Source organism: Ancylomarina salipaludis, assembly GCF_004122035.1.
Taxonomy (GTDB): Bacteria; Bacteroidota; Bacteroidia; order Bacteroidales; family Marinifilaceae; genus Ancylomarina; species Ancylomarina salipaludis.
This window is the reverse complement of the sequence record NZ_SAXA01000002.1, coordinates 280101-293975: the sequence shown is the minus strand read 5'-3', so window position 1 is coordinate 293975 and position 13875 is coordinate 280101. Positions and strand designations below refer to the sequence as shown.

The following is a 13875-nucleotide window of genomic DNA, read 5'->3' as shown; positions in this document are numbered from 1 at the left end:
AGATATGAAGACACGCTTTAAAATTACCCTATTAGCTATTCTGAGCATAGGATTAAGTCTGCATGCCAAAGCTGAGATTAAGACTAAAACAATAACTAAAACCTATTCTGCCAGTTCCAACTTAAAAATTGACACACGCTATAGCCGTGTTGAATTCAAGGCTTGGGAGAAAAATGAGATTAAGTTTGATATTGAAATCTCTGCTGAAAGCAATAAGGCTGAAAATGCTCAAACCATGCTCGATAATATCACGATTGATATGACTGAGGGGAATGACCTGATTATTGCAAAAACAGTTTTCGGTGATTTCTTTAGCCTCAAAAAATTGAGCAATTCTATTTTCAATAAGGGTAAAATAAAAGTAGACTACACCATTTATCTTCCTGCTGGCACACAACTCGATTTGGTTTTGAAAGACTCTCGTACCTACCTTTCAAATCATGCCGGAAATATCAAACTTGATTTAACTTACACTGAATTCACTGCTGAAAATTTATCGGGTAAAAATAATTTCGATTTAAAGTCGAATAGCTTCCTGAAAATTGGTAAGCTGAACCAAGCTGAAGTCAATATTGCGGGGTCTGAAATTAATATAGAAGAAGCTAATAAAATCAGTGGTGAAAGCCGTGACTCAGAATACAAACTGGGGAGTATCGACAATTTAAATATTAAATCAGCTCGCGATAATTTCGATATCAAAGAAATTGAAACACTTTATGGCTCATCTAGCTTATCGAAATTTGATATCACACACTTGGGTAGCGAAGTTAATTATGATATTAATTTTGGTCATCTGTATATTTTCAACGTTGACTATTTATTCTCTTTTGTAAAACTCGATTCAAAATTCGGGAACCTGGGTTTAAGCTTCAATAATAAGGCTAACTTTGACTATGAGATCAACTACCGTGCAGTCAAATTTGACAAAACAAATGCTTTCGATTTGGAATCGAATAAAACAATGGATGGCAAAAAAGCGATATCAAAAGGTAAATTTGGTTCGAAAAAAGCCATCTCGAAAGTCAATATCAGAGCTAACAACTGTAAGTTAAAATTGGAATAAAATCGCTAAGTCGAAATATAAAAAGAGCCTGTGTATTGATTTACACAGGCTCTTTGCTTTTATTCAAATTTTATTAGTCTTTAAATTTTTTCAGAAACTCACGAGCAATCACAACCCCATTGACTGAAGCTTGCATCAAACCACGCGTAATTCCTGGTCCATCGCCACCTAAATAAAGATTCTTAACAGACAATGACTGAAAGTCATTACCGACTTTAGCCACATTACAATAAAATTTCACCTCAACGCCATAAAGCAGGGTTTCATCTGAAGCCAAACCTGGTGTCACCTTATCCAAAGCCATAATCATCTCACGAATATCTTTGAGTATTCGGTGAGGCAAAACCAGGCTTAAATCACCCGGAACGGCATCCTTAAGTGTTGGGATTATATTGTTACGATACAAGCGCTCTTTAGTGGTTCTTCTTCCGCGCATAAAATCGCCAAAACGCTGCACCAAAATTTGATTCTTCGTAAGCATGTTTGCCAAACGGGCAATATGCTTACCGTATTCAATGGGTTCATTAAAAGGCTCAGTAAACTTTTGAGAAACCAACAATGCAAAGTTGGTGTTATCACTTTTCAAATCTTTAAAACTGTGACCATTAACAACGGCTAAATTATTCTCGTAATATTCTGATGATACAAATCCTCCAGGATTGGAACAAAAGGTCCGGACTTTGTCATCAAATGTTTTGGTATAGTGAATCAGCTTTGCTTCATAGAAATTGTCATTTATTTCCTGCATAATTTCATTCCGGCATTCAACTCGAACCCCTATATCAACGACACCAACTTCAGTCGAAATATTTTCTTGTTCACATTTCTGCATCAACCAATCAGCACCTTCTCGTCCAACTGAAACCATGACTTGATCGGCAAAATAGTCACCACTCCCATTACGAACACCTTTGATTACCCCATCTTCGATAATCAGATCGTTTACCGCTGAATTAAATTGAACCTCTACGCCTTCGCCAGTAAGATAATCGTAAAGCTTGCTGTACAAGGCCTGAGCTTTTTCTGTTCCCAAATGACGAACAGGACAATGAACCAACTTTAAATTAGCCTCAATTGCTCTGCGTCTGATATCTTGCATTTCAGGACTAAATTCCTCGCCATGAATATCATTATCAGCTCCAAATTTCAGGTAGATCTCATCGGTATATTTTATAAGCTCAATAGATTTTTCTACGCCCAAATATTTAGGCAAAGTCCCTCCAACTTCATGCGACAGGGAAAGTTTCCCATCTGAAAAGGCACCGGCTCCTGCCCAACCTGTTGTGATACTACAAGGCTTGCAGTGGGTACAGGTTCCCCCATTATAATGCTTGGGACATTTTCGATTGGTAATCCCTCTACCCTTCTCAAGCATTAGAATATTCAGTTTCTTACCTGATTTAACCAGTTCGTAGGCACAGAAAATACCAGCTGGCCCAGCTCCAACAATAATTACATCGTACTTTTTTGTCATCATTATTAATTAAAAAATTAAACATAGATGAGATTTGGGATGAATGCATCGCTTGACTCTTCTTTTAAGCGGTTCACTAATAAGCAAACCCCTAAAGATAGAAAATAATAAGCCTCAAAATCCCTCATATAGATTAGCAATGTCTAATTGAATCCACTCTAAATAAAGAAAAAAACAGCGAAAAAAAAGACTGTCCCATGTAAGGACAGTCTTATATATAAGAGAATTAATTTCAGTACCCGAAATAGAATAATTAAAATTACTCTACCGTTTTCATTAAGTCCTCAACCGCACCTTCAAGTTGCTGATCAATTCCTTTATCGATTTTACCAGGCATATTTTTGATGATAACCTCTGGAACAGTCTGATTATTCTCCATCCATTCGCCTTTTTTATTTTTAGCACTTACCGGAACAGATCCCCACAGAACATTGCCATTCTGTAGCATTTCCCAACCTGCAAAACTACAAGTACCAGGAACTGGCATACCAATCATTTTTCCAATCCCTAAATCCTGATATCCACAAGCAAAACAAGAACCATCGCTGTACTGAGCTTCACCAACCAATGCGACACTTGGCTTAGTCCAACGATAACTAGGCTCAAAGCCTAATACTCTGTCTTCAACTGCGTAATCGATAAAACGCACTCCGGTTAAGAACATCGACAAATCTCCAACAAGGTCTCCCCCGCCATTAAAACGGGTATCAACAATCAAGCCTTTCTTATCGAAGTATTTCCCCATAGCTTTATCGTATGTGTCACGATATTTTCCATCATTCATACCAGGAAGGTGTACATAGCCTAATTGACCATTACTCAATTTCTCAACATCAACCTCGTTTTGTTTACCCCAACGCTCATACAACAAATTTCCTTCAGCTCTCAGAGTAATAGGTTTCATTGTAATATCCTGATATTTTTTAGTTGTCGGATCATAAACATGTAGCAAGGTTAATTGTCCGGCTTTTCTATTCAGATACTTTGCAAAATCAACATTGCTATCAATGCTCACACCATCGATATGTTGAATAATCATACCTGGTTTAATTTTGATATGCTCCTTATCAAGAGGTCCGTTCTTAATAATCTCAGTAATCTTAATTCCCTGACCTTTGTATGAGTAATCGAAGAAAATACCTAAAGAAGCCGTTTCATCTCCACCAGTCATACCTCCGTAATAACGAGCACCACAGTGAGAAACGTTCAACTCACCAAGCATTTCAGACAACAACTCTGTAAATTCAAAATCATTGCCAACAGATCCCAATTTAGCTTGATAATTTACTCTTAGAGCATCCCAATCAACACCATGGTAATCTGATATATAAAACATTGATTTCACTCTCTTCCAAACATGATTGAACATGTTTTGACGCTCGGCTGCAAGATCTAGAAGCATTTCGCTACTAGTCGTAATCGATTTTTTCTCTTTTGATTTAACATCAATTGTAGAAATATGACCATCTGACAATAAGAAAAGTTTTTTCATCTCTTTATCCCACTGCAAACTACCCGAACGTGCACCCAGAGACATTAACATCTTAGTCTCTTTTGTACGCAATTGGGTTGTCCAAAGGTTATAGCCCTTTTCAAATTTAGCCAGATAATAAAGATCCTCTCCGTCTTTAGACAACACAGCGTCTCCTAGTTTTGAAGAATGAATTGTCAGTCTTTCTTTTCTGTCCTGAAGACCATCCCAATCGAATTTTAGATCTTCAACCTTAGGCTCTTCTTTTTCATCCTCTTTCTTACCTTTTTTCTTCTTATCTTTTTTATCAGAGTTTTTCTTCTCTTTCTCTTCTTTGTCTTTTTTCTCTTTATCGTTAATTTCCTTCCAAAGCTTATACTCGTCTTTGCTCATATGAAATTTGTCCCAGGCATCATTCGTTAGGAAAAGCGTATAAACATCCATTTGTTTCGCTCCGGAATTTGCCTGCGAACGAAGTCCATTTCTATTACTAAACCATAGAATTTGTTTCCCCTCATTAACCCAGCTTGGAGCGTAATCGCCATAACCACTTTGAGTCAGATTAATCATCTCCTTTGAACCATCAACAGCTAATAATACCGATTCGTCATTCGCCATAGTTGGCGAGTATGAAATCAATAACCATTTACTATCCGGACTCCATTGGAAATACTGATCACCATCGTCCATGTAATACAATTCATTGGGAGTCATCAGAGTTCGGCTCTTTTTCTTTTCCAAGTTGTAGATTCGAAGCGTTTTCTTATCCTGAATAAAAGCTATCTCTTTTCCATCAGGAGAATATTTACCCTGATAGTTTTCATGATCATTAACAATAACATCTTCCTCTTTCAAGATGGTTGAAGCAAAGAAATAAGGCTCTTTTTCGTTCACTCGTTTGGTTTGGTAAATGCCCCATTTCGCATCGCGCTCGCTTGAATACATAATGGCTTTCCCGTCAGGTGAGAAACTCACAAACCGCTCTTGAGCAGGTGTATTGGTTATTCGTTTTGTCATTTTTGACTCAACAGAAGAAACAAATACCTCGCCTCTCACAATATAAGCCACCTCTTTACCATCAGGCGAAATTGCCATCTCCTTAATATTACCTGAAATAGGTAGTACTTTCATATTGTTGTGTCGGGACTCTGAACGAACTTCAACCTTAATCATTTTAGCCTCCTGGTTTTGAGCCTTTAAATACAAATCCCCATTATGCGTATAACAAAGCGTTCCGTTATTAGCCATGCTCAAATAACGCACAGGTTGTATCTTAAAATCCGTAATTTGTTCCTTTATTGACGGATCCTCAATATTCAATTTGTGAACATTAAAACAGCCACTTTCTTCACTTAAATAGTAGAGACTTTTCTCTTCTGTTGAGTAGATGGGATTGCGATCTTCACCTTCAAATGTTGTAATTTGTGAGTGAGTATTGGTCACCACATTATATTTCCAAATATCTCGGGTGATTGATGATTTATGGTGTTTACGAAAATAATCTTCGCCTCCTTTTTTGTCAATATAAACCATTTCTCTGCCATCCTTACGAACCTGAACTTCTTCAGCAGGAATCGTAAACACTTGCTCCACATGGCCACCATCTACAGGTACCTGATAAAGCTCTGGCTGTGCCCCCGTATTATACTGACGATGCTCTTTTGTATCCATACGTTGTCCTCCGAAAATCAGCTTTTTATCATCGGCACTAAACGAAAAAGGTCGCTCATCATTTGAATGGTAAGTTAATCGTGTAGGTTCTCCACCTTTTACATCAATTACAAAAATATCCATATTGCCATAACGTTCCGAAGCAAAAGCAATTTTGGTTCCTGCATGGTTCCAAACCGGCATGTAATCATGAGCATTGTGGAAAGTCAAATTTCTAGCTTGTCCTCCTTCTGATGAAATCAGATAAATATCCCCTTTATAAGTAAAGGCTATTTGATCTCCATTAGGAGAAATTGCAGCATGACGTATCCACTGCTCGCTTGGTTCTGCAAACAACATTGTAGCCGATAGCAGGCACAACATTAAACCCCAAATTTTCTTCATTTTAAAAACTATTTTTTGTTAGTTGGTCTGAATATTAAGACTGGTCTTAAACTCTTATACACATTTTGCCATTTATGATTAAGAACTCAAAATTAAAGAAACTTCTTCTGAAAAAATATATATAACATACAAATTCGTTTATCCACTCAATACGACGGATAAACACAATTTTACCGAAGATATCGTCTGAAAAAATCTTAGTAAAATTAAAAACAAAAGGCCCACAAGTTTTAAAACTTATGGGCCTCAAAATTATATGCATTGATCACCTATCTTCTACCTCTATTACCATTTCCCTGACCATGTCCGCGTAATTTACGAAGCAGCATTCGTTGAAATTGTTTCTCGGCCAAATGCAGATCAAGAATTTGCTTTGCAGTGATCACTTTTTTAAACTTATAATGATAATCTCTTTCCATTTTGGCCTCTTCAACTTTAAGGTCAGCAATACGATCACTTATTCTGCTAAGCTCACTTTCAGGTAAATTAAGTGAGTCTCTTTTCAAACTTGTGAAAAGTTCTCTGAACTCATCATGAATTGCCTGATTCTTTCTTTGCATCTCATTATATAAGGGCCAGAACTTCTGAGCATCTTCAGGACTAAGATCGAGCTGCTGGGTGATATACGAAATTTTTTGAGCCTCAAACTTAGCCCTCATTTCGGGTGAAATATTTCTTTGGTGACCTTGTGCCACAACTAAAGAAGTATATAATAGTAATATGGATAGAAAACTAATGAATTTGTACATAATTACTTGTATTACTTTAAACCTATAAATTTGCTAATAAAATATCAGTATCAATATCATTATCTGACAGATAGTTAATGATATCTTCTGAACTAACCTCAGTTAAATCATCAAAAAAGATGGCATCTTCTTCAGAACTGATAGAATCTGTGGATTCTGCTGTTTGTGATATGCCGAAATTGGATGATGAAATTTTATATTCCGGTGAGATTGATACCGATAAAATAAGACGAGCAGCAATCACCAATGTAAAAATACTGGCAGCCATCCACATATAAGGCTTAAGTTGAATCATCAAAGATCTTTTCTCTGATTTGGACTCAAGCAAATTCTCTTCTTTTTTTATTTTATCCTTGATCTGTTCACCTAAATTATCGAAATAATTTTCCGGAACTTTATATGGATTATCTTTTTTCATAATTAGTCAATCTATTTCCAACACATATTGGACTGATTAATACTGTAATGGTTTAATTACACTTCTCTGGAAATCAGAAAACTCTCAATTTTTTTTACTGCATGATGGTATGAGGCTTTAAGTGCCCCTACCGACGTTTGAAGGATACCCGAAATTTCTTCGTATTTCATCTCATCAAAATATTTCATATTAAAAACCAAACGTTGCTTTTCAGGCAACTGAATAATGGCTTTTTGTAATTCTAACTGAGCATTATCCCCATCAAAATAGGGATCGCTTTCCAAACTAGCCAATAGTAATTCTTCAACTTCACCATTAGTCGATCCAAAATTCTTGCGTTGTTTTTCTTTAAGGAAACTTAGAGATTCATTGGTTGCAATGCGATACATCCATGTGAAAAGTTGAGATTGAGAATGAAAATTTCCCAGTCCTTTCCATATCTTCACAAAGGTATTTTGCAAAATATCGTCGGTATCGTCATGGGAAATTACAATTTTTCGAATTTGCCAATACAAGCGTTCCTGATATTTCTTTAGCAAAAGTCCAAAAGCCTCCTCCTTACTTGTTTCATCGCGAAACAGCTCTAAAATTTCATCGTCTGACCTGGATACCATTAATTTTTAACTTTAAAATATGCCACAAATTTTGGCTCTCTTTTTTATAGAGAATAATTCTTTGACGCCGTAATGCCCAATTGGTTTAATACCAATTTTATTTTTGTAAAATTAATCAATTAAATAAAGCAGAGCACAAAAAAATCCGAAGCCTTTCGGCTTCGGATTTCAAGTTTATTATGGTAGTGAAACGCCTACTCTAATAGAGCTTCAACTTCTTTCACAACATTTTCAGCCGTAAAACCAAATTTTTCATCAAGCACATTTGCAGGTGCCGAATAACCAAAATGATCCAAACCAACTGATTTACCATTTGCTCCAACCAAACCTTGAAGCGTTACAGGTAAGCCTGCAGTTAAACCTAAAGTAGGAATTCCTGCCGGAAGAACTTGTGCCTGATATTCTGCAGACTGCTGACGGAATAAACCTTCAGAAATAACAGAAACAATCTGAATATTCAAGTTGCCTTTAGCACGTAACAATTCAGCTCCGGCTACTAGTGTCGAAACCTCAGAACCGCTAGCCAAAAGAACCACATCAGGAGTTGAATTAGGCTGCTCAACAATGTAAGCCCCTTTTTCAGCTTGTAAAGCCTCTTGATAACGGTTTCCTTTTGAAGGAAGATCTTTGATATTCTGACGAGACAAAATAAGAGCTGTTGGCGTTTTTGTATTTTCCATAGCCATTTTCCAGGCAACTGAAGTCTCCAATGCATCAGCAGGACGAAGAGCCAAAAGACTCATCTCGCCAGAGTGATTTTTAATTTGTTCCATCAAACGAATTTGAGCTTCTTGCTCAATTGGTTGATGAGTTGGTCCATCCTCTCCTACACGGAAAGCATCGTGAGACCAGATATATTTTACAGGAACCTGCATCAAAGCTGATAGACGAACTGCAGGTTTCATATAATCAGAGAATACAAAGAAAGTGGCACATGCTGCCCAAACTCCACCATGCAATGCAATACCATTACAAATAGCAGCCATAGTCAACTCAGCAACACCAGCCTGTAGGAAAGCTCCGGAGAAATCACCTTTAACTAATGCCTTTGTATTATTTAAGAAACCATCTGTTTTATCAGAGTTACTCAAGTCAGCTGATGAAACAATCATATTATCAACTTTCTTAGCCAATTCAGCTAAAACAGCTGCAGAAGCAGCACGAGTTGCTACACCTGATTTTTGAGCGATTGCTTCGTAATCAATTTCAGGAGCTTCCATATTTAAGAAACCCTCTAGTTTTACAGCTAATTCAGGATTTGCTTTAGCCCACTCAGCTTGTTCTGCTTTTTTAGCAGCAGCAGCAGCCTGTTTTTTAGCTAAAACTTCCTTGTAATATGCTTGAACTTCAGGGAAAATCTGGAAAGGATTCTCAGCGTCACCACCAAGATTCTCGATTGTTTTCGCTAAAGATGCTCCGGCAGCGCCCAATGGCTGACCATGAGTCGACACCATATTTTCAAAGCTACAACCATCAATATCAACAGCACCTTTACCCATTAAAGTTTGACCAATAATCAATGTTGGACGCTCAGTTTCTTCATTTGCAGCCTTAAGCGCAGCACGAATTTCATTCGCATCGTTACCATTGATCGTAATCACATACCATCCCCAGGCTTCGTATTTCTTAGCTGTATCCTCACAAGTAACTTCCTCAACCTTAGTTGATAATTGAATATTATTTGAATCATAGAACATGATCAAATTACTCAATCCCAAAGTTCCTGCAATACGGCCCGCACCTTGAGCAATCTCTTCCTGAATACCTCCATCAGAGATGAACGTATAAGTTTTGTGAGCCATCCACTCGCCGAAACGAGAAACAAGAAAACGCTCTGCAATAGCAGCACCTACTGCCATTGTATGTCCTTGTCCTAATGGACCTGATGTATTCTCAACACCTCTTTCCTGATCAACTTCAGGATGACCTGGTGTTACACTGCCCCATTGTCTGAAATTTTTCAAATCATCCATGCTGTAATTGCCTGTCAGACTTAAAATAGAATACAACATTGGTGACATATGACCTGGATCAAGGAAGAAACGATCACGATTCGCCCACTTCATATCACTTGGGTCGAAATTTAAGAATTCCGAGAAGAGTACATTTACAAAATCAGCGCCACCCATTGCACCTCCTGGGTGTCCGGATTTTGCTTGTTCAACCATAGCAGCTGAAAGTATTCGAATATTATCCGATGCCATATCAGTTACCGATAATTCCACTTGTTTGTCCATTTCTTTTGGCTCCATTCTAGTCAAGAGTTTTTTAGATGATTAAAAAATCTGCTTCAGATTTTATTTAATGCCCGCAAATATACGAAAATTATCAAGGGACATGAAAATTATTGCAGACTCATTGGAATTTAGAAAGCGCTTTATAAAATGTATAACCAAATAGACAGCTAGATTGTTAGCTGAAAAAACAAGAACTTAATAAGTGGTAACCAATAGATAATTACAATAAAAAACAATGAAAGCAGGTCATTCATGAATAGAAGCACGTTTTCATCACGAACCATTCAAATATATTAGAGTCGAATGGCGATAGAGCATCCGGAATGAATAATAAAAGATCGTTTTTTAGTATAATGCGACAAATGAGCGGTTTTACTTCTAAATACCAAATGATAATTCCCGGGTTGAAGTGTCAAAGTTTTACGCAACTCACGGCTATCAAGAGCACACACCCATATCATCTTCCCATCTTGCTTAATAAATAAATCACAAGGACCATAAGTCGGTTTAAAAACCGTTACCATTCCTGGCTGTGGCACATCGATCACTGTCGTTTCAGAAGCCTTAATGTTTATATTATCGATTTTAATACGCGGAAGCGTTAAGAGTTCTAAATCGTAGTTGCCAATCAAATACTTTTGTGGATAATCAATTGCCTGAACATTAATAATGTCCCCATTTTTCTTAACCAGACAACTTAAATTTTTTAACATACTATTTCGTAAAGAGGTGATTTTTAATTTTCCCTGAACAGCTCTAAAACCAACAATAGAATGCTTACCCGGTGTAATTCTAATACTATCCATCTCTAATTTAGGGATTGTATGAACAGTAATATCATATGGAATCAGCGGATCAATAAATAGGGTATCAGGCAAGCCCATCGTGTTCATCGTATGCATATATTGATAACGCAGTTTTCCTGTAGTGTGATTATAAAAACTCATTGGAACATCACTTTCTTTAGGTTCATCATTTTCATCCAAAAGGTTCACCTGCATCGATGTTTTATCCAAAACTTGTGAAATCACATAATGTAAAATCCCGCCGAAATCTTTTTCTTTACTGACCTCCAAAAATTCCCCAACACACTCAAAACTCTTTTGGAATCTTCTATCCAAACCAATTCCTATTATAAAAGGTTTTAAAATAATGCCTTTTTTTTGCAGTTCATCAGAAACGGCACAAGGATCTCCATCACAGGCATCAACCCCATCCGTAATTAGAACAACAATATTACGAACCAGCACTTTAGATTCCGGAAAATCATATGCAGCCTGAGAAAGAGCATAAGCAATAGGGGTTGTTCCTTTAGGAGAAATATATTGAAGAGTTTGACGAATAATGACAGCATTGTCTTCAGAAAAGGGAACTTCGAGTTTTGTATCCCCACAATCTTGCGGAGGAAATGAACTCTGATGGCCATATAGACGAAGAGCCATCTCAACACCATGCTCAAACTCAAGACTATCAATCATTTCAATCAAAAAATCTCTGGCAACATCTATCTTCTTTGATTTTTCCCATTTTCCATTCATACTCTGAGAAGCATCAAAAATAAAGAGAATTCGAGTTTTCTCTTTTACGGTCTTTATCTTTTGAGCTAAAGCCTGAGTTGTAATCAGACTTATAAACAGAAAGATGCTATAGTTTAATAATCTTTTCAAATTGTAGGGTGTTGGTAAAGTTTCTATAGATTAGGCTATCTGCAAAATAGGGATTTACTTAAGTTTTAAAACCAGCTTGTATTAACTCGATCAATATAACGAAAATTAAACAAATACCCCATAAAGCATCTCGCTTGAGTAAAAATATTCCATCATAAGACCCTATATGTAAAATCAAATTGTAAATTTGATTTGTCTTCAGGATTCAACTTTATGTTTCTGATTTTATGATCAAAAAAACCATATATATTTCCGTTGTCTTAATCTTGCTCTTTTTAGCAAGTAAATCCCTGACGAGCAATAAATCCTGGGTCGTTAAATTTTACGTTGAAAATGGAGAAACACAAAGTAGAACTTTAATCTATATAATGAGTCACAACATGAAAATTGTGACTGAGGATAGGACTTATCTTTATAATTCAGAAACAAAAACAATCTGTTTCATCAATCAAAAAGAAAACACATACTGGTCAGGCGAAGTAAAAGATTTCAATGAAGCTGTTATAAAAGTCAAAATGCAAAACGACCATGATTTTATTATCAATGATGTATCTTTCTTAAGAAATCTAAATTCAATCGACAGAAAACATTTTGAAGAAATGATTAATCGTCGAACTGGAAAAAATCCTCTAATACCAGACTACAGTATTTTCAATAATTTTAATATTAGAAATACACCGGATTTTACATCTGTAGGCGATTATGTCGTCCGGAAATACGAAGTAACAAACTCAGGAAAAGTTATGGAAGAAATCTGGATTGCAGAAAACATACTCCTACATATGGGCTGGGATATGAATGATTTTAAAGATTTTCTGGAAGCCTTCTTTTTACACTCTGGTATTGCGCCCTATTTTAATATGGATTCGTATATGAAAGTTCGAAAAAATGGACTTCCCATGAGAGTTATTATCTTTCACGACAAAGAAAAATGGGTAATAACAATGGATCACGCTTCAAAAACAAAACTAAGTGAGAACTCATTTTCCATTCCTAAAAATTTAAAATTAAAACCAATCAATGAACTTTTAGGAATCAATTTCTAAAAAATATTCCAAAAATAAGACTCTTGATTTACGATTTCATTTTGTCTTTAGAGCGAGTAACCTGAATCCAGTTTTCAAGAAGAAGGAGTACATCCTGAGCCTGCAAAAACATAAGCTGCGACGAAACATCCTGTGTTTCACGAAATAAAACCATTGCAATCTTTATTCTATATCTTGCCTTAATCAGTTCTTCAAGATCTTTTATCTCAAGCGAACTTTGAGAATTCAAGACAATTCGTGCGTATCGAAAATATTCGATAGCCCGGTTGAATTTATTAGACGGATTTGTCAGATAGATATCGTGAGCGGTTTTGATACTACGCTCAACAGGATACAATTGATTATAGTTTTTAAGACTATCCTGATAATTATAATAGGGCTGCGTTTCAGTCAGGTACTTATTTATTTGCTCATCCCCCCTATTAAAAACACTAATCGGGACCGGAGTATCAAGAAATTGCCACATAGGTACCAACGGCAAATGGCTCAAAATAAATTCATAAGGAGAAACCATGTAAAACTCATTTGTTGTTCGCTTAATGCCGGTATACTCCAATATCGCATAAGCCCAAGTCAAATCAAAAAAACGCCATTCATTATTAATTTTAACCACATTCCACGAATGCGTTGCCCGATCTTGAAGAACACCCTTTTTCGAAATATATCCCCCAATGGAATAAGCTTCGATTCCGGATTGCTGACAAAAAAACTGGAACAGCTTTGAAAAACCTTCACAAACAGCCTTCTTCTTTTTCAAAACACAAACAGGAGAAGAACAATTATTAGACCCCATATAAAACAACATATTTTTATCAAACATGAGCTCAACCTGATCTTTGTATTTAATATTTGTTATAATCCACATATAAAAAGCTCTTATCTTCTTCTGATCATCGTTCCCAATCGAGTCTAAATAATGATGCAAACGCATAATATTATTGGACAGGCTATCAGGTGTTTTTTTAACCTGACGATCAATCTCTCCATACTGACTAAAATTAGGCTCTTGAGCATTAATTGTGTTAAAAAATGCAAGAATGAAAAAGATAACAATACTGAACTTTATATACATATTAACTCC

The 13875-nt window shown here is 36.3% G+C and carries 10 protein-coding genes; 2 read left to right on the top strand and 8 right to left on the bottom strand.

The features are described 5' to 3' along the window. The first annotated feature begins 4 nt into the window (after nt 1–4). Nucleotides 5–1063, top strand: a complete 1059-nt coding sequence (locus EO244_RS03555; RefSeq protein WP_129252994.1) for a hypothetical protein — start codon at nt 5–7, stop codon at nt 1061–1063. A 73-nt stretch (nt 1064–1136) separates the two neighbouring features. Here the strand turns inward: EO244_RS03555 and EO244_RS03550 are convergent, their stop codons facing one another. From EO244_RS03550 to EO244_RS03520, 7 genes are all read right to left on the bottom strand, one after another. Further along, a complete protein-coding gene (locus EO244_RS03550) occupies nt 1137–2537 on the bottom strand; it encodes an NAD(P)/FAD-dependent oxidoreductase (RefSeq protein ID WP_206734473.1) in 1401 nt (466 codons plus the stop codon). Between the two features lie 259 nt (nt 2538–2796). Beyond that, a complete protein-coding gene (locus tag EO244_RS03545; protein ID WP_129252990.1) occupies nt 2797–6063 on the bottom strand; it encodes a S41 family peptidase in 3267 nt (1088 codons plus the stop codon). A gap of 269 nt (nt 6064–6332) precedes the next feature. Beyond that, on the bottom strand, nt 6333–6812 hold the full coding sequence (locus EO244_RS03540) for a hypothetical protein (RefSeq protein WP_129252988.1): 480 nt from the start codon (nt 6810–6812) through the stop codon (nt 6333–6335). 22 nt (nt 6813–6834) lie between these two features. Then, nucleotides 6835–7230, bottom strand: coding sequence for a hypothetical protein (locus tag EO244_RS03535; protein WP_129252986.1), 396 nt, complete (start codon nt 7228–7230; stop codon nt 6835–6837). Between the two features lie 56 nt (nt 7231–7286). Beyond that, nucleotides 7287–7844, bottom strand: coding sequence for an RNA polymerase sigma factor (locus tag EO244_RS03530; protein WP_129252984.1), 558 nt, complete (start codon nt 7842–7844; stop codon nt 7287–7289). Between the two features lie 194 nt (nt 7845–8038). Beyond that, nucleotides 8039–10096 (bottom strand): transketolase family protein, encoded by a 2058-nt coding sequence (locus EO244_RS03525; RefSeq protein ID WP_241687933.1) that lies wholly within the window; start codon nt 10094–10096, stop codon nt 8039–8041. 278 nt (nt 10097–10374) lie between these two features. Next, nucleotides 10375–11748 (bottom strand): vWA domain-containing protein, encoded by a 1374-nt coding sequence (locus tag EO244_RS03520; protein WP_129252983.1) that lies wholly within the window; start codon nt 11746–11748, stop codon nt 10375–10377. Between the two features lie 380 nt (nt 11749–12128). On the opposite strand from EO244_RS03520, the gene EO244_RS03515 reads away from it, so the two are divergent. Further along, the gene (locus tag EO244_RS03515; RefSeq protein WP_129252981.1) at nt 12129–12794 is read left to right on the top strand and encodes a hypothetical protein; all 666 of its coding nucleotides are present in this window, start codon (nt 12129–12131) and stop codon (nt 12792–12794) included. A 28-nt stretch (nt 12795–12822) separates the two neighbouring features. Here the strand turns inward: EO244_RS03515 and EO244_RS03510 are convergent, their stop codons facing one another. After that, on the bottom strand, nt 12823–13866 hold the full coding sequence (locus tag EO244_RS03510; protein ID WP_164977393.1) for a transglutaminase domain-containing protein: 1044 nt from the start codon (nt 13864–13866) through the stop codon (nt 12823–12825). Between the last annotated feature and the right edge of the window lie 9 nt (nt 13867–13875).

Excerpts from the sequence above, each read along its gene's own strand:
- EO244_RS03555 (WP_129252994.1), top strand. The coding sequence starts at position 5 with ATGAAGACACGCTTTAAAATTACCCTATTAGCTATTCTGAGCATAGGA.
- EO244_RS03550 (WP_206734473.1), bottom strand. The coding sequence starts at position 2,537 with ATGACAAAAAAGTACGATGTAATTATTGTTGGAGCTGGGCCAGCTGGT.
- EO244_RS03545 (WP_129252990.1), bottom strand. The coding sequence starts at position 6,063 with ATGAAGAAAATTTGGGGTTTAATGTTGTGCCTGCTATCGGCTACAATG.
- EO244_RS03540 (WP_129252988.1), bottom strand. The coding sequence starts at position 6,812 with ATGTACAAATTCATTAGTTTTCTATCCATATTACTATTATATACTTCT.
- EO244_RS03535 (WP_129252986.1), bottom strand. The coding sequence starts at position 7,230 with ATGAAAAAAGATAATCCATATAAAGTTCCGGAAAATTATTTCGATAAT.
- EO244_RS03530 (WP_129252984.1), bottom strand. The coding sequence starts at position 7,844 with ATGGTATCCAGGTCAGACGATGAAATTTTAGAGCTGTTTCGCGATGAA.
- EO244_RS03525 (WP_241687933.1), bottom strand. The coding sequence starts at position 10,096 with ATGGAGCCAAAAGAAATGGACAAACAAGTGGAATTATCGGTAACTGAT.
- EO244_RS03515 (WP_129252981.1), top strand. The coding sequence starts at position 12,129 with ATGAAAATTGTGACTGAGGATAGGACTTATCTTTATAATTCAGAAACA.
- EO244_RS03510 (WP_164977393.1), bottom strand. The coding sequence starts at position 13,866 with ATGTATATAAAGTTCAGTATTGTTATCTTTTTCATTCTTGCATTTTTT.